This window comes from Nonomuraea sp. B208 (genome assembly GCF_057536035.1).
Map to the genome: position 1 here is coordinate 113,499 of NZ_BAAJOU010000002.1, position 24,091 is coordinate 137,589.

The window sequence follows — 24,091 nt, forward strand, 5'->3', positions numbered from 1 at the left end:
GCGTCCCGGCGCACCCTCCGACGCCTGCATCCCCTGGCAGGGCGGTCATTCCCCGGGGCGGACCAGGCCGTTCTCGTAGGCCCAGACGATGGCCTGGGCCCGGTCGCGCAGCCCGAGCTTCATGAGCACCCGCCCGACGTGCGTCTTGACCGTCTGCTCGGCCACGAACAGCTTGTCGGCGATCTCCTGGTTGGACAGCGCCTGCGCGACGAGCGTCAGCACCTCCGTCTCGCGCTCGGTCAGCTCGGCCAGCCGCCGCCCCGCCGTCGCCGGTCGGGGCGCCCCCAGCCGGGCGAACTCGTGGATCAGCCGGCGGGTGACCTGCGGAGCCAGCAGCGCATCCCCGGCCGCGACCACGCGCACCGCCTCGGCGAGCTGCGCCGCCGAGGCGTCCTTCAGCAGGAAGCCGCTGGCTCCGGCGCGCAGTGCCTCGTACACGTAGTCGTCGAGGTCGAACGTCGTCAGGATCAGCACCTTCGGCGGCCTGCCGCCGCCGGACAGCAGCTCCCTGGTGGCCTCCAGGCCGTTCATGACCGGCATGCGGACGTCCATGAGCACCACGTCGGGGGCCAGCTCCGCCGCCCGCCGGATCGCCTCCCGGCCGTCGGCCGCCTCGCCCACGACCTGGATGTCCGGCTGCGCGCTCAGGAACACCGTGAACCCGGTGCGCACCATCCCCTGGTCGTCGGCGATCAGAACCCGGATCACCCGTCACCCCTCTCCCCGCCGCTCACCGGTCCCCCTTCTCCCGCCCGCTCACCGGGCACCTCTGTCCTGCCTGCCCGCCGGCCGTCTTCTCCTGGGCGCCGGGCTCCGTTCCTCGACACCGGACACCATTCTCCCGGCGACCGTGCTCCGTCGCCCGCGGCACTGGCGTGTGGCGCCGGCAGCCCGTGGTGCGTGGCCTGTTGCCCGTCCATCGGTCGGCGAGGGGTGGCGGCTGCTCATCTGTCGTCCGTCTCGTTCGCGGCGGTCCTCGGGGCGGTGATCGGCAGGATTGCCGTCACCTCGAAGCCGCCGTTCGGCGTCGGGCCCGCCGTCAGCGTGCCGCCCAGCAGGGACGCTCGTTCGCGCATGCCCACCAACCCCTGGCCGGCTCCGGGCGGCCCACCGTCGCCCGTGCCCCGGCTGTTGGCCACGCGGAGCCGTAGCTCGTCGCCCTCGCGGACGAGCTCCACGCCCACGGCGGCTCCGGGCGCGTGCCGCATGGCGTTGCTCAGCGACTCCTGCACGATCCGGTACGCCGACAGCTCCACGGCCGGCCCCAGCCCGTCCAGGGACCCGGACCGCTTGATCAGCACCGCCAGCCCCGCGGAGCGGGCGTTGGCCACCAGCTCGTCCACCCGGTCGAGGCCGGGCTGCGGCGTGGTCTCGGTGCGGCCGTCCTGGTCGCGCAGCACCCCCAGCACCTGCCGCAGCTCCGCGATGGCCTCTAGCGACAGGTTGCGGATCTCCGCCAGGCCCGCCTCCAGCTGCACCGGGTCCCCGGCCGCCTTGATCGGCACCGCCTCGGCCTGGATCGCGATCACCGACATGTGGTGGGCGACCACGTCGTGCAGCTCGCGGGCGATCCGGGCGCGCTCCTCCAGCACCGCCTGCGCGTCCTGCGCGAGCCGGCTGCGCCGCTCCTCCTCGGCCAGCCGGGACGTCGCGGTGCGCCGCACCCGTACGTTGTGGCCGAACAGCACGACCACGGTCACCACGACCGTGACGGCGGCCATCGAGTCGGGGTGCGCGATCCACGCGGTCAGCAGAGTGAGGACCCACACGGCCAGGGTGATCCGCCGGTCGCAGCGCACGGCGACGGAGTAGAGCACCAGCAGGTACGACAGCACGGTGAAGACCGGGTAGGGCGGCTCGCTGACACGCAGGGTCGTCCACAAGGAGAGCGGCAGCAGCGCGAAAGCCGTACGCCAGGCCGCGAGCGGCCACCGGTTGCGCAGCGCCACCGGCAGCGCGGCCGCGACGGCGCAGAGCAACGCGAGGGTCCCCGGGATCGGCACCGATGTCCGGCCTTCGGCTTCGGCCAGGATCGCCCAGTGCCTCACCATGTCCTGGGTCGTGAGGAAGAGGATGACGGCCATCAGGAGCTCGGCCGTCCGCACCAGGCTGAGCCGTTCGACCGGGACCAGCACCCGGAACCCGCGTGGCACGGGGAGCGACAGGCGGCGTGATCGGGGCGGGGGGTCGGCGTTGCCCCGGAACAGGGCGAGTGCGAACGGCTGCAGGGCTGCCGCCACCAGCTCCCGCCAACGCCAGAGCTCCGCCCCTCGTCCCCCCGCCGCGTCCCGCCCACCCCGAGCCCCGCCGCCCGCGGCACGGGGCTGGTGACTGGCGTCGTCGTCGGCCGCACGTCCTGCTGCAGGGGCTACGCCGGCGGAGGGCTCGTGGTCGCCAGGTTCTCCGGGTGCAGGCGTGGGGTTGCCAGGTTTCCCGGGGCCGGGTGTGCAGTCGCCAGGATCCTGGGGTGTGGGTGTGTGGTCGCCAAATTCGCTGGGAGCGGGCGTGTGGTCCTCAGGTTCCCTGGGGGCGGGCGTGTGGTCCTCGGATTCCCTGAGGGCGAGCGTATGGTCCTCGGGGTTCCCTGGTGTGGGCTCGTGGCTGCCAGGTTCCCCGGGTGCTGGTGTGAGGTTGCTAGATCTTTCGGGTGCTGGTGGGTGGTCGTCCGGTTTTCCGGGTGCGGGCGCGCGGGAGCCAGGCTTCCGGGGCGTCGGCGTGCGGTCGCCAGACTCCCCGGTTGCCGGCGTTTGATCCTCAGGTTTCCCGGGCGCGGGCTCGTGGCCGCCAGGCTCCCCAGCTGTGAGCGCGTGGTGATCAGGTGCCCCGGCCGGGCGCCTGTGGCCACCGGCGTCGTCCGCTCCGTACGCGTCCGCCGCCCCACGATCACCGTCATGAGTCTCAGAGGCGCGTGGCGGCGGCGGTGGGGAGGAGGTGCGGGGGTCGCGCCGGCGGTGGATCACGTGGTCAAGGCTACGGACACCGCCGCCCGCCCCGCGTCCCCCCGAGGTCTGATCCTGCCTCAACCCCAGGTACCGCTTACATGATTACGATCGCCCTGAGCGAACATCACCAAGAAAGGGAACATTAGGCGGCTCCAATGGATTGAGTCGGTATAACTCAACCCTTTGGAGTTCACATGAGTGAGAGCTTGACCCTCCCGGTCCTGCCGCTGGACGACGAGGTGGTCCTGCCGGGCATGGTGGTCCCGCTGGACCTGTCCGACTCCGAGGTGCGCGCGGCGATCGACGCGGCCCGTGCATCCGGTGGCAACAAGCCGCGGGTGCTCCTCGTTCCCCGCATCGACGGCCGCTACGGCGCCACCGGTGTCCGCGCCGTGGTGGAGCAGGTCGGGCGGCTTCCCGGAGGCGAGCCCGCGGCGGTCGTCCGCGGCGTGGACCGCGTCCGCGTGGGCACCGGCACGACCGGCCCCGGCGCCGCACTGTGGGTGGAGGCGCACACGATCGACGCCGTCCCGGCGAGCGAGCGCGCGCACGAGCTGGCCAAGGAGTACAAGGCCCTGGCCACCACGATCTTGCAGAAGCGCGGCGCCTGGCAGGTGGTCGACCAGGTCAACCAGATCGACGACCCGTCGGTGCTCGCCGACAGCTCCGGCTACACCCCTTGGCTGTCCACGGCGCAGAAGGTCGAGCTGCTGGAGGCGGCCGACCCCGCCGACCGGCTGGCCCGGCTGATCGAGTGGTCCCGCGACCACCTCGCCGAGCTGGACGTCGCCGAGACGATCCGCAAGGACGTCCAGGAGGGCATGGAGAAGCAGCAGCGGGAGTTCCTGCTGCGCCAGCAGCTCGCCGCCGTACGCAAGGAGCTCAAGGAGCTCAACGGCGACGCCGAGACCGAGGAAGAGGACTACCGCTCCCGCGTCGAGGCCGCCGACCTGCCCGACAAGGTACGTGAGGCCGCGCTCAAGGAGGTCGACAAGCTTGAGCGCACGCCCGACCAGTCGCCCGAGACCGGCTGGATCCGCACCTGGCTCGACACCGTCCTCGACATGCCGTGGAACGTCCGTACCGAGGACAACTACGACATCACCGGCGCGCGGGCCGTGCTCGACGCCGACCACACGGGGCTGAAGGAGGTCAAGGACCGCATCATCGAGCACCTGGCCGTGCGCAAGCGCCGTCAGGAGCGCGGCCTCGGCGTCGTCGGCGGCCGCCGCAGCGGCGCGGTGCTCGCGCTCGCGGGCCCTCCCGGGGTCGGCAAGACCTCGCTGGGCGAGTCCGTGGCCCGCGCGATGGGCCGCAAGTTCGTCCGGGTGGCGCTCGGCGGCGTCCGCGACGAGGCCGAGATCCGCGGCCACCGCCGCACGTACGTCGGCGCGCTGCCCGGCCGCGTGGTCCGTGCCATCCGCGAGGCCGGCTCGATGAACCCGGTCGTCCTGCTCGACGAGGTCGACAAGGTCGGCGCCGACTACCGCGGCGACCCGACGGCCGCGCTGCTGGAGGTGCTCGACCCGGCGCAGAACCACACCTTCCGCGACCACTACCTCGAGGTCGAGCTCGACCTGTCGGACGTGCTCTTCCTGGCGACGGCGAACGTCCTGGAGGCCATCCCGGGCCCGCTGCTCGACCGCATGGAGGTCGTCACGCTCGACGGCTACACCGAGGACGAGAAGGTCGCCATCGCCCGCGACCACCTGCTGCCCAGGCAGCGGGAGCTGGCCGGGCTGAGCGCCGAGGAGGTCGTCGTCGAGGAGGCCGCGCTGCGCAGGCTGGCCGCCGAGTACACCCGCGAGGCGGGCGTGCGCTCGCTGGAGCGGGCGGTCGGCCGGGTGCTGCGCAAGGTGGCCGCCAAGGACGAGCTGCCGGTCACCGTCGGCGAGTCCGACCTGGTCGAATACCTCGGCCGGCCGCGGTTCGTGCCGGAGTCCTCGCTGCCGGAGACCGCCCAGCGCACCTCGGTGCCGGGCGTCGCCACCGGCCTGGCCGTCACCGGGGCCGGGGGAGACGTCCTCTACGTGGAGGCGTCGCTGGCCGACCCGGAGACCGGCGAGACCGGGCTCACGCTCACCGGCCAGCTCGGTGACGTGATGAAGGAGTCGGCCAGGATCGCGCTGTCCTACCTGCGCTCGCACGGCGCGGAGCTGGAGCTGCCGGTCACCGCGCTGAAGGACCGGTCGGTGCACGTGCACTTCCCCGCGGGCGCCGTCCCGAAGGACGGTCCCTCGGCGGGCGTGACGCTGACGACCGCGCTGGCCTCGCTCCTGTCCGGCCGGCTGGTCCGCAGCGACGTGGCCATGACCGGTGAGATCTCGCTGACCGGGCGGGTCCTGCCGATCGGCGGCGTCAAGCAGAAGCTGCTGGCCGCGCACCGGGCGGGCATCACCACCGTCCTGATCCCGGCCCGCAACGAGCCGGACCTGGACGACGTGCCCGAGGAGGTCCGGAGCGAGCTGACCATTCACCCGGTCAGCGACGTGCGCGAGGTGCTGGACCTCGCGCTGACGCCGGCCCAGGTCGGGACCACCGTCGCGGCCTGACCGGCCCTGCGGGGCCACGTCTTGCAGGACCACGTCTTGCAGGGCCACGCCTTGCAGGACCATGCATTGCGGGACCACGCCCGCCGTCCCTCGCCGAGGGACGGCGGGCGTTCCTGTTTCAGCCCGCGCCGTGCGACTCGTCGGTGATCAGCAACGACTCCAGCTCGGACAGCAGCGCGACCACCCGCGCGGTGTCGGCGGGGTCGCGCAGGGCGGCCCCGACCACCTCGTCCACCGGGCTGGTCGCCCGCCGGAACAGCGCGTGCACGGTCCGGTCGGCCACCCGCACCTGCGTACGCCGGCCGTCCCCCGGGTCCGGCCTGGTCTCCAGGACGCCGCGCTCGCGCATGCGCGCCACGGACGCCGACACGTGGCTCTGCGCGAAGCCGGTGCGGGCCTGGATCTCGCGCACCGCGCTGTCCGGATGGCGGAGCACGTCCACGAAGACGGCCTCCTCGCCGGGGGTGAGCACCGGCTCGCCCGCCTCGCTCTCCGTGGCCTTGGCGAGCTCCACCAGCCGCCGTCCGAGTCTGCGCATCCTCGCGATGTTCATGGCCCGCATGTTACATCGCTACCGATGCATCTCTAGCGATATGACCGACGTGACATGAATCACGCGGCTGGTCTGGAATATGCGCTTCTCACCGGCCGTTTGCACGGGCGTGAACGAGGCATACGCGAACCACCAAGGCGCCCCCGGGGCGGCCCTGTGTTGTCGCATGCGCATGAGACGAATGCCGGCCCGCTGACCCCGACCGCCCCCGCCCGCCCGTTCTCCTCCCGAAGGTCCTGATGATCGCCCCCGTGTTCGTGCTGCGCAGGCTGAGCCACCTGCCGTTCCCTCCGGGCACCCGCTGACGCCGGCCGGTTCCTCCGCCCGTCGTCGTCCATCTCCGCGGCCCCGGCCGCCCTCAGTCGTGGGGTAGTTCTTCCGTGATCCAGGCTTCCGGCCTGCGCAAGCAGTACGGCGACGTCGTCGCGCTCGACGGCGTCGACCTCACCGTGCGCGAAGGCGAGATCTTCGGCGTGCTCGGCCAGAGCGGCGCGGGCAAGAGCACGCTGCTGCGCTGCGTCAACCTGCTCGAACGCCCCGACGCGGGCACCGTCACCGTCGCCGGTCAGGACCTGACCGCGCTGCGCGAGGCCGAGCTCAACCGGGCCCGCCGCCGCATCGGCATGATCCACCAGCACTTCGCGCTGCTGTCCTCGCGTACGGTCGCCGGCAACGTGGCGTTCCCGCTGGAGATCATGGGCGTGTCCAGGGCCGAGCGCGAGCGCCGCGTCGGCGAGCTGCTGGAGCTGGTCGGGCTGGAGGGCCGCGGCGGGCACCGCCCGCACCAGCTCTCCGGCGGGCAGAAGCAGCGCGTCGGCATCGCCCGCGCGCTCGCCGGCAACCCGTCGGTGCTGCTGTCGGACGAGGCCACCTCCGCGCTCGACCCGGCCACCACGCAGCAGATCCTGGCCCTGCTCAAGCGGCTCAACGCCGAGCTGGGCCTGACGATCCTGCTCATCACCCACGAGATGAACGTGGTCAAGAGCGTCTGCGACTCCGTCGCCATCATGTCCGGCGGGCGCGTCGAGGAGTCGGGGACCATCGCCGACCTCGTCCGCACCCCCGGATCCCGCCTGACCAGGGAGATCTTCCCGCTGCCCGAGCCGGCGCCCGCCGGTTCCGTGACGCTGACGTTCGCCGGGCAGGCGGGCCGGCCGGTGGTGTCGGAGGTCGTGCGCAAGTTCGACGTGGACCTCAACATCCTGGGCGGCTCGATCGAGGAGCTGGCAGGCGACTCGGTCGGGCGGCTGCGCGTCGCGCTGGACGGCCCGGAGGCCGGGGCCGCGCTCGCCTACCTGCGTGAGTCCGGACTGATCGTGGAGGAGGCCGCGTGACCTGGGAAGAGATGCTGCCGCTGCTGTGGCCGGCGACGGTGGAGACGGCCCAGATGGTGGGCTGGTCCACGCTGTTCACCGTGCTGTTCGGGCTGCCGATCGGCGTGGCGCTCGTCGTGCTCGACCGGGGCGGGCTGCGGCCGGCGCCCGCGCTGCGGGCGGTGCTCGGGTTCGTGGTCAACATCGGGCGGTCGCTGCCGTTCATCGTGCTGATGATCGCGATCATCCCGTTCACCCGGCTGGTCGTCGGCACCACCATCGGGACCGCCGCGTTCGTCGTGCCGCTCACCGTCGGGGCGGTGCCGTTCTTCGCCCGGCTGGTGGAGACCGCGCTGCGCGAGGTCGGTACGGACGTCGTCCAGGCCGCCCAGGCCATGGGCGCGAGCCGGGCCACCGTCGTGCGCAAGGTCCTGCTGCCCGAGGCCCTGCCCGGCCTGGTCGCCGGGCTGACGGTGACCGTCGTGGCGCTCATCGGCTACTCCGCCATGGCCGGCACGCTCGGCGGCGGCGGGCTCGGCGACCTCGCCGTCCGCTACGGCTACCAGCGCTTCGAGACGCTGCTGATGATCGTCACCGTCGTGCTGCTCATCGTCATCGTGCAACTCCTGCAGAGCCTGGGCGACTGGGTCGCCCGGCGTCTATCGCACAAGTAAGGAAGAAATCATGAACATCCGTCGTGTCCTGGGTGTCGTCGCCCTGTCGTTGTCGCTCGCCGCATGCGGTACGTCGCAGTCCGCGACGGACACCACGTCGGAGGCCGGCGGCAAGACCGCCGAGTCCGCCGACACCGTGATCAAGGTGGGCGCGAGCCCCGTGCCGCACGCGGAGATCCTGAACTTCGTCAAGGAGAACCTGGCCCCCGCCGCCGGGCTCAAGCTGGAGATCGTGGAGTTCACGGACTACGTGCAGCCGAACGTGCAGCTCGACGAGGGGCAGCTGACCGCCAACTTCTTCCAGCACAAGCCGTACCTGGACGACTTCAACGCCTCCAAGGGCACCAAGCTGGCCTTCGCCACTCCCGTGCACCTGGAGCCGCTGGGCCTCTACTCCAAGAAGGTCACCGAGCTGTCCGCGCTGCCGAGCGGCGCCACCGTGGCCCTGCCCAACGACGCCACCAACCTCGGCCGCGCGCTCAAGCTGCTCGCCGACAACGGCGTGGTCACCCTGAAGGAGGGCGTCGGCACCGCGGCCACCGAGCGCGACGTCGCCGCCAACCCGAAGAACCTGACGTTCAAGGCGCTGGAGGCGGCGCAGCTCCCGCGTTCGCTGGACGACGTGGACGCCGCCGTGATCAACGGCAACTACGCCCTTGAGGCCGGGCTCAAGCCCGCCTCGCAGGCGCTCGCGCTGGAGAAGACCGAGGGCAACCCGTACGTCAACGGCCTCGTCGTGCAGGCCGGCCACGAGAAGGACGCCGGCATCGTCACCCTCGGCAAGCTGCTGCAGGACCCGAAGACCAAGGAGTTCATCCAGCAGAAGTACGAGGGTTCGGTCATCCCGGCCGAGTAGGTCCCCCCCGGCTTGACCGGGAAGGATGACGGGCGGGCGGCGGCCGCGTGCTGGCGCGCCCGCCCGCCTACCGAATACTGTTCTAGTCATGCATCCGGGAGCCATCGCAGCAGTCACCCCCGACAAGCCCGCTGTGGTCATGGCGGGCTCCGGGCGGATCGTCACCTACCGCGAGCTGGACGAGGAGTCGAACCGGCTGGCGCACCTGTTCCGTGCCGCCGGGCTACGGCCGGGCGACCACATCGCGTTCATGCTCACCAACCACCCGCTCTTCCTGTCCGTCGCCTGGGCGGCGCACCGGTCGGGTCTGTACTACACGCCCATCAGCTCCCGGCTGCAGACCGACGAGCTGGCGTACATCGTGGACAACTGCGGCGCGCGGGTCTTCATCTCCAGCGCGGACCTGGCCGACGTGGCCGCCTCGATCGCCGACGCCACGCCCAAGGTCGAGCTTCGCCTGATGATCGACGGCGTCGCCGAGGGCTTCGAGTCGTACGAGGAGGCCGTCGCCGGGCAGCCGGCGACGCCGGTCGAGGACGAGTGCACCGGCGCCGACATGCTCTACTCCTCCGGCACCACCGGCCGGCCCAAGGGCGTCAAGGTGCCCGCGCCGCACGGCCCCCTGGAGGAGCCCGGGATGCTGCTCCAGCTCATCTCGGCGCTGTTCGCGCCCTCCACCGACAGCGTCTACCTCTCGCCCGCGCCCCTCTACCACGCCGCCCCGCTGCGCTACTGCATGACGTTCCAGCGCCTCGGCGCGACGGTCGTGGTCATGGAACGCTTCGACCCCGAGCAGTACCTGGCGCTGGTGGAGCGCCACAAGGTCACGCACTCGCAGCTCGTGCCGACCATGTTCATCAAGATGCTGAAGCTGCCCGAGGAGACCCGGGCCAGGTACGACCTGTCCTCGCTCAAGTACGCCATCCACGCCGCCGCGCCCTGCCCCGTGCCCGTCAAGGAGCAGATGATGGACTGGTGGGGGCCGATCATCCACGAGTACTACGCGGGCACCGAGGGCAACGGCTTCCTCTACGTCGGCCCCGAGGACTGGCTCAAGCACAAGGGCACCGTCGGCCGCTCCCTGCTCGGCGTCGTGCACATCTGCGACGAGGACGGCGAGGACGTGCCCGCGGGCACGCACGGCACCATCTTCTTCGAGAACGGCGGCCGTTTCGAGTATCACGGCGACCCGGACAAGACCCGCTCCGCGCAGGACCCGAAGGGCCGCGGCTGGACCACGCTCGGCGACATCGGCTACCTCGACGAGGACGGCTTCCTCTACCTCACCGACCGCCGCTCGTACATGATCATCTCCGGTGGCGTGAACATCTACCCGCAGGAGGCCGAGAACGTGCTGTCGGTGCACCCCAAGGTCGCCGACGTGGCCGTCTTCGGCGTGCCGGACGAGGAGATGGGCGAGCAGGTCAAGGCCGTGGTCGAGCCGGTCTCCATGGACGAGGCGGGGCCGGAGCTGGAGGCGGAGCTGATCGCGTACTGCCGCGAGCGCCTGGCCCACTACAAGTGCCCGAAGTCGATCGACTTCCGCCAGGAGCTGCCCCGCCACCCCACGGGCAAGCTCTACAAGCGCCTGCTGCGCGACGAGTACTGGCCCGCCCGCTCCTGAACCCGCGCGGGGCGGCCCGTTTCCCCGGCCGCCCCGTCCTGTCAGGATGGGATCATGCCGGTACAGCAGATCGACCGCAGCAGGCTGAAGGTCACGAGCCGCGCCCACATCGCCCGCTTACGTGCCAAGCGCGCCAACGATCGCGAATGGCGTGAGGCGCGGCGGATGGTCCGCCTCTACCGGCAGGTACGGATCTGGGTGATCTTCACCGGCTTCACCATCGTCCTGCTGGTGGGGGTTCTGCGCGGGATCGGCGTCCTGCCGCCGCTGACGCCGTAGCCCGCACGCGCACCTCGCTCCATCGGCCTTCTCATGGAGTTCTGATCAGAGGCTTAACCAGGTCTTACCTAGCGGCGACCCGCATGCAAGCCTGAGTGTAGCCAGGTGCGTTGTCATCCGCATGCGCGACAGTTAAACGACCTATCAGCGATCTTCGATGTCGGGGTCCGGGCCCACGAAACTGCCGAGGTTGGGGCGCGTGTAGACCAGGCCGGCGTCCCGCATCCCCTTGATCGCCTTACGCGCGGTCATCTTCGCGATCTCGAACTCCTCGATCAGCGACTGTTCCGTGATCTTGCGGCCGGGCCCGTACTCGCCAGACTCAACACGCTGGCGGATGACTCGGACAACCTGCTCCCACCTGGGCAGATCATCTCTCCACATGATCATGTAGGGAGCGTAGGGGCTCACATCAGCACCCCTGTACGTACGAGCACACACGCGCACGCATAGGCACCTATAGACCGGGGTATACCGGCGACACGGCGGGCCCGGGGCGGCGTCACCCGTCCCGGTCCCGACCTCAGCTGTCGTCGACCGGCCCGTTGTAGACCAGCGTCGTGCTGTCGGCCGGCACCACGATGTCGGCGATCTCCACCACCTGCTCACCCGCCAGATAGGCGCGGGCCGCCGTGAGCACGATCGACCCCTGCCCGACCTTCAGCCGCTTCGCCTCGTCGGCTGTCGCCACGCGGGCGCCGACCTCTTCATTCCAAGCGTCCACCAGCACGCCGATCGCTGCCATGCGGTGGGTGACGCCCTGGCCAGCGTGCGGGCCCGCCTCCGGGAAAGCGATCACGGTGCCCTTCGTCAGGCTGAGCGGCTCCCAGCTCGTGGACAGCATCCACGGCTCCTCGTCGTCGGACGAGGTGAAGGAGTAGACGGTGCGCATCACGTCGTGCCGGTCGCCGTCCGGCGCGTCCAGGCCGAGCCGGTCCCGCACCTCCGGCGGCGCCTGCAGCGTGTCCGAGGCGTACTCCCATGCGCCGCGGCGGCCCTGCTCCTCCATCTGGGTGGCGAACGGCGACCCGCCTTGGCGTTCGCGGAACCACGAGCGGACGAGCTGCCGCCGGCGGGGCGTTGCGCGGACGAACATGCCCGCGCCCGGCCGGGACACCAGCAGTCCCTCGGTGGCGAGGGTCCTGGTGGCCTGAGTGATGACGCTCTCGGCCACGTCGTAGTCGCGCGCCAGCTGGTGCCGCGCCGGTAGGCGGTCGCCTGGGGCGAGCTCGCCGGAGGTGATTTGACGTCTCAGATCGGTCGCGATCCGGGCGTATGACGGCTGATCCACAGCAGACAGCTTGACGTGCCGTACGTACGGCTGCAAGCTGACCATACGACTCGCGAGCCGTACGTACGGCTCTGTGACCCGGATTTGGTGGTGACCGTGACAACCTGGACCCAGGACTACCCCGCACTCCCCGGGTCGGCCGACGCCGCGGCGGCCTACGCGGACGCGATCGTCGGTGAACATCTGCCGGGACGTGGTGGTGACGCCGGGAAGATCGTGCGGGAGCTGTTCGTGGCCGCGCTGGCCAGGTCGAGCCCGCTCAGCCGCCTGAACCTGACCACGATCTTCGATGACTCGCCGCGCCGCTTCCTGCGCTTCGAGCTGGTCTTCCCCAACGACATCGAGCGCGTCGACGCCCCGTTCGCCCACCAGATCGTGTCCGCGCTCGCCGACTCGTACGGGGAGACGTGGACCCGCCGGCGGCGCGACCGCATGATCTACGCCGAGCTGTGGGAGCACGCATGACCGCCTGGTTCCGCCATCGCCGCCCCTTGCCGCCCGCCCCCACGCCGCCGAAGGAGACGCCCGAGGAGACGCGGCTGCGCTACATCCGCCTCCTCTACCCGTCCTGGCACGTCGACCGCGACAGCGACGGCGCCTGGGTGGCCGTCCTCAAACTGCAGCTCACCGAGCGGCGGAAGGCATTCGGCGTCCTGGGGACGTTCCGCGCTGACGGCCCCGACGAGCTGTCGCGCATGCTGCTCAAGCAGTCGCTGCTGATCCTCGACGCCAGGCGGCCCGACCGCCCGTAAGCAGCCCCGGCCCGCCGCCGCCCACACCCACCTTTCCCCAGGGCCGGCGGGCCGGGGCGGTGGCCCCGCGCCCGGCTCCCGTCACGGGGCTTCCCCATGGTGCGGGGCCACCATCCAACGGCCGTCCCCGGGCATGCTTCGCGCCGCCAGACCCGTCCACTGGCGCCGCTGCGAAGCGCCCGGGGACGGCCTCCCAATCTCCCCTGAAACGAAGAAGGCCCGACCGGCGTTGGCGCGCCGGCCGGGGTCTTCAGTCCACGACACCAACGCTCTTTGGAGTCCTGAACCATGCACGACAGTACGATCGCGGCCCCGGCCGCGCCAGCACCTTCCGACAACCAGCTCGCCCCCGCCGCGCCGGACCAGCCGGCCGGGCCCGATCCGCGAGCCACCCCCGAGACGACGGAAGAGGCCCCGAAGGAGCGGCGCGTCAACGCGTGGCGGGAGCGCCGCCGCGCCAAGCGCGCCGAGCGTGCCGCGGTCCGTTCGGCCCGGCCGCGCGGCGCGGACCGGTCCCGGTGGGCGGTCCTTGGCGTCGTCGCCCTCGCCGCGCTCGTGCTCGCCATCGTCGGCGTCGGCCTCTACACCGGGCTCGGCGCGCTGCGCGACACCGCGCTCGCCGCGCACATCGAACCGAGTGCTGCCCGCCTGTGGTGGATCGGGATCGATGGGCTGATCGTGGTGGCCATCGTCGCCGCCATGATCCTGCGCCACGATCCGGTCGCCCGACGGTACGCGCTCGGCATCGTCGCCCTCTTCACTGCCGCCAGCGGTCTGCTGCAGTTCCTGCATGGGCTCGGTTGGACCGCCCAGACGGGCCGGTCCGGGGAGCCGGGGTCGCTGCCGTGGCAGGTGGTCGCGGTGATCGCGGTCCTGGTGATCGGGACGATCTTCTGTGGGACGCACCTGTTCGTGTATGCGCTCCGCCATCTGTTCCCGGCTGCTATGGGTGACCAGCCCAAACACGCCGCCGACGACCGCGAACAGGAGCGCCCGAAGCTCACCGAACCGCGCTCGACGGATTCGGACAGCGGGGACGGGCCGGACGATAACGACCGGCCCGAGGAGGTCGTGCTCGACGCGGAGACCGAGCGGGAGGTACGCAAGTGGTTCGCCGCCTGCGCCGTCCACCTCATCCTCGACGCCGGCGGAAAGCCGACCCGCGCGGGCATCGCCCGATCGTTCGGGATCGCCGACCGGCAGGCAGGCTACGTGATCTCCGACGTGGTCGCCGACCGCGAGGAAGCGGCCGAGCGGCAGTTCGAGCAGGAGACCGCGCGCACCTCCGGCCCGGTGCCGCCGGCGCGGGTGCCTGCGGTGAACGGATCGGCGGCCGGAGCGTGATCCAGCACGACGAAGATCTCGGCGTCGTCGAGGATGACGCCGAGGTTCTCGATGAACCAACCGAGGTCGTCACCGAGCGGCCTGTGGACCTTCCCGACGACGGAGATGACGACAGCCCGGCCACCGTCTACGCGACCGTCACCGGCCGCGCCGACGACGAGCGGCGGCCGATTCTCCCCGCCTGGGCCCGGAACCGGCGCGACTTCGAGGCCGCCGCCCGCTGGTGGGCCGGTCACCTCAGCTACACCGCCGCCTACCACGCCGTCCGCGTCCCGCACTATGCGGCCAAGACGGTGTGGTGGGCGCCGCGTGGCTTCGGCGTCACCCTCCGTGGAGCATGGCGGTGGGCGACCGATGCCGAGCAGAAGCAGCTACGCCACGAGGTGGCAGCCAAGGGCGACGTCAACGCCTACCTCGCTCTGGAGCGCGTACGCGCCGAGCACCTGCGCGCCCGGCTGCCCATCGTCGCCGGCGGCGCCACCGGAGCGCTCGGCGCCGCCGTGACCGCCGCCCTCACCATGCCGTCGCCGTGGCTGCAGCTCGCCGGGAGCGGGCTCACGCTCGCCCTCGGCTTCCTCGGGCGACCCGCGGACCGGCCGATCGTCTCCCCGGCCGTGGTCACCACCCGGTTCCGGAAGCTGACGGCGGAGATGGTGCGCGAGGCGCTGTGCTCGATCGGCATCGCCGGCATCAAGGATCCGGCACAGATTCAGTTCCCGGTGGAGATTCACCGGGATGGGCCCGGCATGCTGGCCCGGATCAACCTCCCCCGGGGGGTGGAAGCGGTGAAGGTGTGCGAGGCCCGCCGCGCCCTGTCCTCCGCCCTGCGGCTGCCCCAGGACCAGGTGTGGCCGTCCGTTGGCCCGGACCACGAAGGCCAGCTCGACCTGTGGGTCGGCTACCTGCCCGCCTCGAAGATGCGGCAGCCGAAGTGGAGCCTGCTGGCCGACGGCGCGCGCACGTCCGTGTTCGAGCCCGCGGACTTCGGCGCGGACCAGCGGCAGCGGCCGATCGCGACCGAGCTGATCGCCCGGAACTGGCTGATCGGCGGCGTCCCCGGCAGCGGCAAGTCGTACTTCGCGCGGGCGCTCGCGCTCATGGCCGCGCTCGACCCGACAGTCGAGTTCAAGATCGCCGAGTTCAAGGGGACCGGCGATTTCACCGACTTCGACGAGGCCGGGCTGTGCTCCGACTACTACTGCGGGGTCGACGACGAAGCATTCGAGGGCGGCGCCCGCATCATCGCGTGGGGGCTCGCCGAGGCGGAACGGCGCGGCAAGCGGATCAAGAAGTTCCGGGCCGAGGGCCGCGCCCCCGAGGGCAAGGTCACTCCGGAGCTCGCGGCGGCCGGCGTCGGCCTGCACCCGGTCGTCATCCTCATCGACGAGGCGCACGAGCTGCTCATCGACAAGGAGGTCGCCGCGGCGGCGGAGCGGCTCATCAAGCGCGGCCGGGCCCTCGGCCTGATCGTGATCCTGGCCACGCAGATCCCCGACAAGAAGAGCGTGCCGCCGAACATCACCCGCTGCGTCACCATGCGCGCCTGCCTCGCCGTGCAGGACCACATCGCCAACGACATGATCCTCGGCACCGGCGCATACCGGTCCGGGATCACCGCGACCGGCTACCGGCCGGGCCTGGACGCCGGGTGGGCGATGGTGACAGGCCTCGAACGGCCCATCGCGGTCCGGTCGCAGTTCCCGACGCCGGAGCACGCCGCGAAGATCCTTGCCCGCGCGAGCCAGTTGCGCGGCGGCCAGATCATCGGCTCCGACGGCGCAGAAGCGCCACGCCTAGACGTGATCGTGGACGTCGTGAGGGTGTGGCCGGTCGGACGGTCCGGCGTGTCCTGGCAGCGCCTGGCGCAGTTGCTCGCCGAGCAGCGGCCGGAAGCGTACGAAGGCATCACCCCCGAGTCCGTCAGCGCGCTGCTGCGCGGCCTGGGCGTGCCGAGCGAGAACGTCAAGACCGACGGCCAGGTGCTGAAGGGCTGCCGCCGGGAGGCCGTCGAAGCGGTGCTCTTCCAGCGCGAGCTCGTCGCCGGGTAGCGGCCACCGCCCACCCTCAACCCCTCCGTGCCGGCCGTTCTCGGGTGGCGTTGAAGGGGCGCGCTACCCCGCTACCTCTGGCTGTTTATGCACGTCAGTCAGGTAGCGAGGGCAGGTAGCGGAGCCGCTACCTGCTTCGCTACCGCTACCCCTCCAAGGAGTCTCCGATGGAACCAGGAATCGCTCTGCTGTTCGCCGTTCTAGTCGTCGTCGCGATCTACCTGGCCGGTGTTCGCAACCCGCTGACGAAGTGCTGGCGTTGCGGCGGGAAGGGCGTGCTGCGCTCGTGGCTGCTGCCCTGGCGCTACAGGCCGTGCACGAACTGCGGGCGCAGGGGCGAGGTGCGCGGCCGGTTCGGCGGGCGGGAGTGAGGGCGGCGGCGCCCGGGTCGCTTCCCCACGACCGGGCGCCGCACTCCTCACGCTACCCCCGGGCACGACGAAGAACGGCCCCCGCCCTCCCGAAGGAGGACGGGGGCCGTCTTATGTTCCCCAGGGCAGTAGCTTCCACCGTACGCCTGGGGCCGCGCCGGGGGCTACAGGCCGGTGAGGTCCCGGCCGGAGTGGTTGCCTGGGTGGTAGCCGGTCGTGCGCGCCGCCACAGGCGGGCTGTAGGAGGGTGCGGCCCGCCAGCCGAGGAGGACGCCGGCGGCGGGCCAGCGCGCCTCCAGGAGGCGTACGAGCGTGTAGTAGGCGGAGATGGCGAGCGACACGATGGCGACGGAGGAGGGCTCGACCGGGAGGTCGATGCCGAACCCGGCCAGCCACGCGGCCACCGTGGGGATCCAGGCGGCGACGTTGGTGCGCAGCCAGGACACGAGCCAGTCGGACAGGGACATGGGTGCCTCCAAGGGAGACGGGTTGAGGGACCCAGCTACATGAGCGCTGGTCAGGGCCGGTATGGCATACCAGCCGGCATATCGTCGGGCCGTTTTTCGGCGTCAGCTGGTGGGCGTCGGGGACGGGCTGGCCGTCGGGGCGACCTTGGTGCAGGCGAACCGGGGCAGGCCCGCCTTCGACGTGCCGCCGGGCTTGCAGGTGGCGACGGCGCCGTCGAGGCTGATCTCGAAGCCCTTGAGCGGCCTCACGAGCGCGTCCACCCCGGCCCGGCTGTAGAAGGTCACCTTCCGCTCGGTGGACTTGCAGGCGCCGCTCACGCTCTTGGAGAGGGCGTTGCGCTCCAGGATGCGGACGTAGCCGGTGGTCTTGGAGACGCAGCCGCCGTACGCCTTCGCGGGCTCGGTCCACGCGGCCGACGCCATCGCGCCGGCGGCACCGCCGCCGAGCACCAGGAGGGCGGCAGCGAGGACGACGAGGGGCTTTCTCACGGGTTCTCCGATCGGTTGAGGGCATCCCAGCAGGCGGCCGACCAGACGGGGCCGCTGCCGAGCTTGTGCTGGGCCTTGAACGCCTCGATGAGGGCGGCGAGGTCCGGGTCGGTCGGGTCGTACACGGGGCTGGACTGGTTGGCGGCGCCGAGCTTCTTGCGCAGCGTCACCACATGCTCGGAGCGGTCGCCGGGCTTGAGCTCCGGCAGCCGCGCCTTGGCCGGCTTCGTCGCGCCCGGCCGTGGTGCTCCGCGCCGGACCCATGCCGTCAGCGGTCCGCCGGGGCAGTCGGTGGCGTAGCCGTCGCGGTGGCACTTCACCTCGGGGCCGGCGGATCCGTGCGCACGCAGGTGCTCGATCGAGTCGACGATCGCGTGCAGAAGGTCGTCGTTCGGCTGGGTGAAGCCGCTGTTGCCGAGGAGGGCGAGCACGGCGTAGTGGTCGCTGTTGAGTCCGGGGCCGTTGGCGGCGGGCAGGATGTGGGGGCCGCGGCCGACGAACACCTTCCGGTGCGGGCACCCCGCCAGGCTGTAGCCGATGTCCGAGTAGGGCGTTTCCCGGCCGCCAGCCATATGCATGCGCTGGATCGACCGTACGAGAGCGATGCAGCGGGTGTGGTCGTCCACGATCGCGGGCGAGACATGGCCGCCCGTGTAGTGCACCTTCACACCGCGTGTGGAGGCGATCCGGGTCAGCGCCTGCGAGGGCGCGCGGGCGCCCCAGGCGGCTCGGGTAACGAGCTCGGCCACGGTCACGCTCCCTTCGCCAGGAAGGTGATGAGCGCCAGCACGAACCCGGCCAGCGACAGGAGGACGGCGAGCGAGGGGAGCGGCCAGCGCCCCCGTTCCAGGGCTCGGATGCGGGCCTCATGGTCCGCCAGGTCCTTGGTCAGCTCGCCGTGCGCCTGGGCAACCTGGGCGACCTCGCCCCGGATGCCGTCGACTTTGCGGTCCGTGGCCAGGAGCTGGTCGTAGATTTCGCGTGCTCCGATCGTGACGGGGCCGAGCGGGTCGAGAGGCAAGGGTGCGCTCCGATCGTCGAGGGACACGGCGAAGCGCCGCGATATGGAAGGGGTGGCCGCCCGCGCCTCCCAGGTCGGGGCGCGCATCCAGGCCCCGCGCGGGCGGCCAGGCTCAGTGCTCCATCTGGTCGCTGGCCTTCAACGCAGCCAAGATCGCGTTGACCTTCTCTGTCAGCGACCGGAAATTGTTGTTCAAGGTGGTGCGGTTGTAGGTGGCGCCGACGTCGTCGATGATCGCGCCCGCTGTCCCTGTGGTGGCCGTCAGCCCGGTGACGTTTGGCGCTACCTGGCCTGTCAGCCGGGTGATCGTGCCGGAAGAGTCGATGACGTACGGGCTGCTGTCCATGCCGGTGAACAGATGCACGCCTTCCTCGGGAGGGTCGGGGGCGTCCATCGGCGGCAGGATCCAGCCCTTCGACGCCTTCGTGAGCGCTTCCCGGCCGCCCGGCCCGAGCGCCTGCGCCACGTCGCGCTGCAGGTCTCGCAGGTCCTGCATCGGGTTGGCTGGGCGTTGGTCACGGTCCATCAGGTCACCTCCGACGATTCGACGATGAGCTCCATCTCGGCTTTGCCCTGGTCGCGGCCGACGGGGAGGACCCGCGTCCCGATCCCGCGGTGGCGGGCGTTGAGCCCGGCGCCGGTGCTGGTCCGCTTGTGCCACTCGTCACTGAGCACGAACCGGGCGGTGTCGCCCAGGTTGTTCGGCGTGAACGACGGGTTATCGCCGATCGCGATCGTCACCGAGAACACGGTGACCGCGCCCGACTTGCGAGCGGCCCAGCCCTGCGCCCACTCCTCCAACGTCTCCTGGATCGTCACGCCCGGCCGGTCGACCAGGCGCTCGATGGCGGGCCAGCCCGCCTCCAGGTGGTCGGTCGCCTCATACAAGGCTGAGGTGAGCGGTTCGGCCGACACCGACGCGTCGCCTTCAGCGTCGGGGGTGTCGCCTCTGGCCTCCCACACGGTGCCGCCCTTCAGGGCGTCGACCTCGTACCCCCAGGCGATGATGTCGCCGCCGCCCGACCCCATCCCGAACACGTGGCCGGCGTCGGGGTCGCCGATCGTGGGCGAGCCCACCCGGACGACCCGGTCCAGCCCGGACGCGCCGGTGATGGTGTCGAAAGTCCACTCGAACCCGCCGATGACATCACCCAACTCTTGGATGCGCTGCCCGAACGGGGTCCGGTCCTTGCCCTCGTACAGCCGTTCCCGCACCTGCCCCGAATCGCCGGACGGCAAGACCAGGCCGAGGTTGGCGTGCGGCCGGGCCTGCATCGTGATGAGCAGCTGGCGGAAGATCTCGAACTGGTCGGCCGCGCCGCTGCCGGTGAAGTCGAGGGTGTCTCTGATCCTCACGTGCTGCAGGTACGCCTCCAAGGTGGAGCCTCGCAGCTGCAGGACCGGGGCCTGGCGGCGGTCCTTCCGCAGCGTGTACCCGGTGATCCAGTACTCGCCCCAGTAGTCGCCCTTATGTAAGATCTCGCACACGATCACCCCGGGGCCGCGGTTGAGCTGGGTGCGGTCGCGGGGGATGATCGCGTCGACCTGGTCGCCGATCGCCGACGACGTGATCGGCAAGCTGGCGGAGAACGCCCCTACGCTGGAGGTGCGCCGCTCGAACGACACGCCGGACAGGTCAAGATGGCCGAGGTAGGCGCGGTCCAGCATGCGCCGGAACACGTACTGGAAGTCGGCCGTCCCGACGCCGGGAGTGAAGGGTGGCGGCGGAGGGGTTTCCGGCTCCAGGTCGGCGGCCGGGATGCTGATGGTCAACCCGGTCGAGGTGAGGGTGATGTTGCCAGAGTCGCGTGTGAACGTCTGCACTCCGGACGGGGCCGACGAGGCGATGGTGCGGGTGGCGGCGGCGGAGCAGACGATGCTCGTGTCCAGGCTGCCGCGCAGCACGTACCCGGCCGGCGCCCCCCAGTCGACGGATGGGAACGCGACGTTCAAGAACGAGGCGACCCGGATCTCCAGATGGTTGCCGGAGGCGGGGGTGACGGACGGGGTGCGGGAGCCGTTGTCCTCGGCGACCATGGTGGCGATCCGGGCCGGCACCGTCGGCGACGCCTCATGCACGCAGATCAGGTGCACGTTGCCGCCGGACGGCAGCGTGAACGTGTAGCCGGAAGGCTCGGCGACAGTGGCGATCCGGCGGAGAATCTTGAACGCGGCCCCGAACTCGTCGGGCTCGAACTCGTAAATCTCCGTGAAGCCGGGCGAGGTGACGCCGTCGCCGCCGCCGCCGGAGTAGCCGGTCCACACCGCCCACAGCTGGTCGCCGGGCAGCGGGGCCGGGCTGGGCCGGTCAATGTGCACGGACGAATCGACACCGGCAGCACCGCCGGAGTAGGAGCGGGCGGAGATGGTCACAGCCGCACCCCCTTACGCCCAGGCGTCCCGGTACAGCACATCCGTCTCCGCCGTGGCCGAGATGACGTTGCCGCCGCGGTCGAGCACGAAGTCGGTCGGGTGCACCGCGCCGCCGGCGAGCTGCCCCATCACGGACTCGCCGTCGATGGTGGCGTTACCGAGATCACAGTCGATGACCAGGGTCTGGCCGTCGGTGAGGGTGACGTTGAACTCGACCAGCTTGTTCGTGGTCGCGTTCAGCACGCTCGGAGGGTCGGCGGCCGGGCCGTGCACGACCAGCAGCGGGTGGGTTTCGATGTTGCCGCCATTCGAGATCGTTTCCTGGCCGCCGGCGGGGACGGTGACGCCGGTCGCGAGCAGGTTGTACCTCCTGGGGTCGGAGCACACCCATTGCAGGCTGAGCTGGCCGAGGCCGAGCCGGAGCTGCTGGTCGACGACGAGCGGGTCCCGGTCGATCCGGCCGTAGATCAGGTAGGGGGTGCCGAGGTCGTTGATGACGAGCGGCACCTCACGCTCGTCGGAGTAAACGGGCAACGCCAGCTCCAGAGCTGTGACGGCCGCTTCCACGTCGGCGCGGGGGGCGCGCAGCAGCCCGGTCCAGGTGATGACCCGCTCCTGCAGCAGCGGCCGGCCTGCCCACGACCCGTGCCGGGACGAGCGAGGCACGTTGCCGGAGTCGATCGGCGGTTTGCCCCGCCACCCGGTGAGGGTCTTCCACCTGTACGGGGTGCCGCGGCCGAGCACGAAGCCGCCGAACTCGATCTGGCCAGGCTGCCCGTCGAGTTGGTCGCCGGGCAGCGGCGGCACGGACGCGACCACACCAGCCGCCTCGACGGTGACGGCGACGTGCGGGAGGACGGCGGAGGCGTCGAATTCGGCGACCACGTCGAGCGGCCACACCGTAACTGCCGCCTCGACGGGCCCGGCGGTGAGGCTGATGTCGGTCTGCACCGTCGGGGCGGGGACCGCCACGGTGCCGGTGACGGTGGACAGGTCGACGACGGTGGCCGAGTCGGTGGTGACCGCCGGGGCCGGCACCGCCACGTTGGCGGTGACGGTGGCCGGGGTGGCGTTGGCGTCACCCGAAACGGTCGGGGCCGGGGCCGTGGTGGTGGCGGTGACGGTGGCGGGGGTGGGGCCTGCGCCTGCGCCGGCGTCCGGGGCGGGGACGGTTGTGGTGGCGGTGACGGTGGTGAGGGTGGCGGAGGCGTCGGACGCGCCGGGCTTGAGTTCGAGGGCGACCCACTCCCATTCCGGCCCCGACCCGCCGGACACCAGGTTGAAGGTGACGCTGGTGCCGGAGGTGGCGGTGTTGGCCGCCTTGCGCGCGAACAGGCCGGACAGGCCGGACATGTCGAACGCGGACTCGTCGTCCGAGGACGACGGCAGGCCGGTCACGGCCGTATCCGACGCCGCGATCACGCCGCGCGACCCGGCAGCCGTACTGGAGTAGCCGGTCACGTTGACCGAGGCGGATGTGGAGGAATTCTGCCCGGTCGCGCCGACCGGTGAGGCGAGGTCGACGTCGGTGAACACGTCGACCTTCATGGCGCTGGCGAATACCACGCCTCCGAAAACGCCTGCGCTGGCGAGGGTGACGGTGATGTTGGATGCTCCGGCCGCGCACGGAGCCGTCCAGATCTGGGTGCGGGTGCCGTCGCCGCTGGTGCCGCGGGTGACGCGCCGCGTCCATGTCAGGCCGCCGCCGCTGGTCACGGTGGGGCCGTTGGTGGAGTCGTCGAGCGCCGACACCATCGCCACCAGGAAGCTGTTCGCCGGCGGGGAGAAGGTGCTGGTGACGAGCGTGCCGTTGGCGGTCGTGGTGACGAGCGCCGGGCTGGAGGCGTGCAGGGTGATCGCCAAGGCTTACACCCCCTTCAACGAGAAGAGCCGCCACGGAGGGGTGGCGGCGGCGCGGTGTTGCGGCAGGTCAGGGGGTGAAGTCGATCGTGAAAAGGCCGTTGGCGTGCGGGGTGAGCAGCAGGGTGCCGTTGGCGGTGTTGTAGTCGCTGACCAGGTCGATGCCCATGATCAGGTTGTTGCCTGCGAGGGCGTCAGCGTACATGTCGACGATCCGCACCCCGGACAGCGTCGAGCTCGGCCAGGAGACGGCGTCCGAGCTGTACTTGAGGACGCCTGCGCCGGGCAGGCTGAGGGCGGTGCCGGTGACGACCTTGCCGCCCGCCGTATAGCCCGTGCCGCTGATCTCGTTCGTGGTGGCGTAGGCACTGTCGCTGTTGTAGTTGGGGGTGCGGGAGCTGGTGTAGAGCGCGAACTTGTGCGTCTCCAGGTCCAGGTCCAGGGCGAGCTGGGTGGTGTCGAGGACGTCCTGGTAGGTGACCACGTACAGACCACTGGCCATGTCACTTGCCGCCCTTCATCGTCTTGGCCTGCGCCTTCACGGTCGGCATGTCCACCGAGGCGGAGCCGTCCTCGACGATGACGGGCGGGCCCGGCTGCGGAACCGCGCCGAGCAGCTCGCGCAGCGGCGCCGCCTCGGCCTCCAGGGCGGGCAGTTCGGCCTCCATCGCGGCGAGGGACGCCTCCATGTCGGCGCGGGCCTGCCGCTCCTCCTGCGTCCAGTTCGGGCGCGGCTTCCACGCCGGGGAGTCGAGCGCCTGGCGCAGGTCGGGGATGAGGACGTTCAGCTTGGCGATCCGCGCCTCCCGCCTGAGCCAGGTGCGGGTCTCGTTGATGTGGTGGGAGGCGGCGTCCTTCCGCTGCTTGGCGGCGGCGATCGTCTCCTGGTCGCCGCCCTCCAGGGCCTCCCGGTACGCCTGCTTGGCGTCCTGCAGCTCCTGCTCGATCGGCTCGCACGCCTCCGCCATGGCGAGCTGGGCGCGTAGCTCGGCGACGGTCGGCTGCGGTGTGGGCAGCCCGAGTCCGTTCATCGTTCCTCCGTGGTGATGGGCCGCCACCGCACCTTCAGGTGGGGCATGAACACGATCGCGTCCTGGCCTTCCCAGCGCTCCTGCACCAGGTTGCCGAGCTGGTCGACGCGCACCTGGGCGGGCCGGCCGCGCGCGTCCCGGTAGGGGAGCACCCGGTCGCGGGTGGACGGCGTGCCGAGGCCGCGCTCGGCCAGCCGGCGTTTCAGGTCGTTGAGGTCGTGCTGGCTGGCGGGGACGATCAGCGACATAGG

General features: G+C 71.3%; 26 protein-coding genes. 11 read left to right on the forward strand and 15 right to left on the reverse strand.

Features of this window, described 5'->3' with window-relative positions:
• Nucleotides 1-45 precede the first annotated feature (45 nt).
• Both AC27IY_RS00975 and AC27IY_RS00980 read right to left on the reverse strand, forming a co-directional pair.
• Nucleotides 46-708 carry a response regulator gene (locus AC27IY_RS00975; RefSeq protein ID WP_487176783.1) on the reverse strand — a complete coding sequence of 221 codons (663 nt, stop codon included), beginning with the start codon at nucleotides 706-708 and terminating at the stop codon, nucleotides 46-48.
• Nucleotides 709-944: 236 nt separating this feature from the next.
• Complete coding sequence (locus tag AC27IY_RS00980; protein WP_487176784.1) at nucleotides 945-2,240, reverse strand: sensor histidine kinase; 1,296 nt, start codon at nucleotides 2,238-2,240, stop codon at nucleotides 945-947.
• 896 nt (nucleotides 2,241-3,136) lie between these two features.
• Between AC27IY_RS00980 and lon the strand changes: the two genes are divergently transcribed.
• Nucleotides 3,137-5,494, forward strand: a complete 2,358-nt coding sequence (lon, locus tag AC27IY_RS00985; RefSeq protein ID WP_423471921.1) for an endopeptidase La — start codon at nucleotides 3,137-3,139, stop codon at nucleotides 5,492-5,494.
• Nucleotides 5,495-5,612: 118 nt separating this feature from the next.
• Here lon and AC27IY_RS00990 read toward each other — a convergent pair whose 3' ends face one another.
• Nucleotides 5,613-6,047, reverse strand: a complete 435-nt coding sequence (locus tag AC27IY_RS00990; protein ID WP_364456556.1) for a MarR family transcriptional regulator — start codon at nucleotides 6,045-6,047, stop codon at nucleotides 5,613-5,615.
• A gap of 380 nt (nucleotides 6,048-6,427) precedes the next feature.
• On the opposite strand from AC27IY_RS00990, the gene AC27IY_RS00995 reads away from it, so the two are divergent.
• The 5 genes from AC27IY_RS00995 to AC27IY_RS01015 all read left to right on the forward strand — a co-directional run bounded on the left by AC27IY_RS00995 (nucleotide 6,428) and on the right by AC27IY_RS01015 (nucleotide 10,793).
• Nucleotides 6,428-7,381 (forward strand): methionine ABC transporter ATP-binding protein, encoded by a 954-nt coding sequence (locus tag AC27IY_RS00995; protein WP_344205833.1) that lies wholly within the window; start codon nucleotides 6,428-6,430, stop codon nucleotides 7,379-7,381.
• Nucleotides 7,378-8,034 (forward strand): methionine ABC transporter permease, encoded by a 657-nt coding sequence (locus AC27IY_RS01000; protein WP_177240815.1) that lies wholly within the window; start codon nucleotides 7,378-7,380, stop codon nucleotides 8,032-8,034. The genes AC27IY_RS00995 and AC27IY_RS01000 overlap by 4 nt, the downstream gene beginning before the upstream one ends.
• 10 nt (nucleotides 8,035-8,044) lie before the next feature.
• Nucleotides 8,045-8,890, forward strand: a complete 846-nt coding sequence (locus AC27IY_RS01005; protein WP_487176785.1) for a MetQ/NlpA family ABC transporter substrate-binding protein — start codon at nucleotides 8,045-8,047, stop codon at nucleotides 8,888-8,890.
• Between the two features lie 88 nt (nucleotides 8,891-8,978).
• Nucleotides 8,979-10,514, forward strand: coding sequence for an acyl-CoA synthetase (locus tag AC27IY_RS01010; RefSeq protein ID WP_487176786.1), 1,536 nt, complete (start codon nucleotides 8,979-8,981; stop codon nucleotides 10,512-10,514).
• Between the two features lie 54 nt (nucleotides 10,515-10,568).
• Nucleotides 10,569-10,793, forward strand: coding sequence for a hypothetical protein (locus AC27IY_RS01015; RefSeq protein ID WP_487176787.1), 225 nt, complete (start codon nucleotides 10,569-10,571; stop codon nucleotides 10,791-10,793).
• A 144-nt stretch (nucleotides 10,794-10,937) separates the two neighbouring features.
• Here the strand turns inward: AC27IY_RS01015 and AC27IY_RS01020 are convergent, their stop codons facing one another.
• Both AC27IY_RS01020 and AC27IY_RS01025 read right to left on the reverse strand, forming a co-directional pair.
• Nucleotides 10,938-11,183: a GntR family transcriptional regulator gene (locus tag AC27IY_RS01020; RefSeq protein ID WP_487176788.1), complete on the reverse strand. Its 246-nt coding sequence runs from the start codon at nucleotides 11,181-11,183 to the stop codon at nucleotides 10,938-10,940.
• Between the two features lie 133 nt (nucleotides 11,184-11,316).
• Nucleotides 11,317-12,084: a GntR family transcriptional regulator gene (locus AC27IY_RS01025; RefSeq protein ID WP_487176789.1), complete on the reverse strand. Its 768-nt coding sequence runs from the start codon at nucleotides 12,082-12,084 to the stop codon at nucleotides 11,317-11,319.
• Nucleotides 12,085-12,180: 96 nt separating this feature from the next.
• Here AC27IY_RS01025 and AC27IY_RS01030 point away from each other — a divergent pair, with 96 nt between their 5' ends.
• The 5 genes from AC27IY_RS01030 to AC27IY_RS01050 all read left to right on the forward strand — a co-directional run bounded on the left by AC27IY_RS01030 (nucleotide 12,181) and on the right by AC27IY_RS01050 (nucleotide 16,599).
• Nucleotides 12,181-12,549 carry a hypothetical protein gene (locus AC27IY_RS01030; protein ID WP_487176791.1) on the forward strand — a complete coding sequence of 123 codons (369 nt, stop codon included), beginning with the start codon at nucleotides 12,181-12,183 and terminating at the stop codon, nucleotides 12,547-12,549.
• Nucleotides 12,546-12,836 (forward strand): hypothetical protein, encoded by a 291-nt coding sequence (locus tag AC27IY_RS01035; RefSeq protein WP_487176792.1) that lies wholly within the window; start codon nucleotides 12,546-12,548, stop codon nucleotides 12,834-12,836. Before AC27IY_RS01030 ends, AC27IY_RS01035 begins: the two co-directional genes overlap by 4 nt.
• Before the next feature lie 288 nt (nucleotides 12,837-13,124).
• A complete protein-coding gene (locus AC27IY_RS01040) occupies nucleotides 13,125-14,180 on the forward strand; it encodes a hypothetical protein (protein ID WP_487176793.1) in 1,056 nt (351 codons plus the stop codon).
• Entirely contained in the window at nucleotides 14,177-16,228 is a 2,052-nt protein-coding gene (locus AC27IY_RS01045) for a hypothetical protein (protein WP_487176794.1), read from the forward strand. The genes AC27IY_RS01040 and AC27IY_RS01045 overlap by 4 nt, the downstream gene beginning before the upstream one ends.
• 167 nt (nucleotides 16,229-16,395) lie before the next feature.
• On the forward strand, nucleotides 16,396-16,599 hold the full coding sequence (locus tag AC27IY_RS01050) for a hypothetical protein (RefSeq protein WP_487176795.1): 204 nt from the start codon (nucleotides 16,396-16,398) through the stop codon (nucleotides 16,597-16,599).
• Nucleotides 16,600-16,763: 164 nt separating this feature from the next.
• Here AC27IY_RS01050 and AC27IY_RS01055 read toward each other — a convergent pair whose 3' ends face one another.
• From AC27IY_RS01055 to AC27IY_RS01100, 10 genes are all read right to left on the reverse strand, one after another.
• A complete protein-coding gene (locus tag AC27IY_RS01055) occupies nucleotides 16,764-17,066 on the reverse strand; it encodes a hypothetical protein (protein ID WP_487176796.1) in 303 nt (100 codons plus the stop codon).
• Between the two features lie 102 nt (nucleotides 17,067-17,168).
• Complete coding sequence (locus AC27IY_RS01060) at nucleotides 17,169-17,555, reverse strand: hypothetical protein (protein ID WP_487176797.1); 387 nt, start codon at nucleotides 17,553-17,555, stop codon at nucleotides 17,169-17,171.
• Entirely contained in the window at nucleotides 17,552-18,304 is a 753-nt protein-coding gene (locus AC27IY_RS01065; protein WP_487176798.1) for a peptidoglycan recognition protein family protein, read from the reverse strand. The genes AC27IY_RS01060 and AC27IY_RS01065 overlap by 4 nt, the downstream gene beginning before the upstream one ends.
• Nucleotides 18,305-18,306: 2 nt before the next feature.
• Nucleotides 18,307-18,663 carry a hypothetical protein gene (locus AC27IY_RS01070; RefSeq protein WP_487176800.1) on the reverse strand — a complete coding sequence of 119 codons (357 nt, stop codon included), beginning with the start codon at nucleotides 18,661-18,663 and terminating at the stop codon, nucleotides 18,307-18,309.
• A gap of 25 nt (nucleotides 18,664-18,688) precedes the next feature.
• On the reverse strand, nucleotides 18,689-19,102 hold the full coding sequence (locus tag AC27IY_RS01075; RefSeq protein WP_487176801.1) for a hypothetical protein: 414 nt from the start codon (nucleotides 19,100-19,102) through the stop codon (nucleotides 18,689-18,691).
• Complete coding sequence (locus tag AC27IY_RS01080) at nucleotides 19,102-20,949, reverse strand: hypothetical protein (protein WP_487176803.1); 1,848 nt, start codon at nucleotides 20,947-20,949, stop codon at nucleotides 19,102-19,104. The genes AC27IY_RS01075 and AC27IY_RS01080 overlap by 1 nt, the downstream gene beginning before the upstream one ends.
• 12 nt (nucleotides 20,950-20,961) lie before the next feature.
• Nucleotides 20,962-22,812 carry a phage distal tail protein gene (locus AC27IY_RS01085; RefSeq protein ID WP_487176804.1) on the reverse strand — a complete coding sequence of 617 codons (1,851 nt, stop codon included), beginning with the start codon at nucleotides 22,810-22,812 and terminating at the stop codon, nucleotides 20,962-20,964.
• A gap of 67 nt (nucleotides 22,813-22,879) precedes the next feature.
• Entirely contained in the window at nucleotides 22,880-23,311 is a 432-nt protein-coding gene (locus AC27IY_RS01090; protein ID WP_487176805.1) for a hypothetical protein, read from the reverse strand.
• Between the two features lies 1 nt (nucleotide 23,312).
• The gene (locus AC27IY_RS01095; RefSeq protein WP_487176806.1) at nucleotides 23,313-23,840 is read right to left on the reverse strand and encodes a hypothetical protein; all 528 of its coding nucleotides are present in this window, start codon (nucleotides 23,838-23,840) and stop codon (nucleotides 23,313-23,315) included.
• On the reverse strand, nucleotides 23,837-24,088 hold the full coding sequence (locus AC27IY_RS01100) for a hypothetical protein (protein ID WP_487176807.1): 252 nt from the start codon (nucleotides 24,086-24,088) through the stop codon (nucleotides 23,837-23,839). The genes AC27IY_RS01095 and AC27IY_RS01100 overlap by 4 nt, the downstream gene beginning before the upstream one ends.
• Nucleotides 24,089-24,091: the final 3 nt, after the last annotated feature.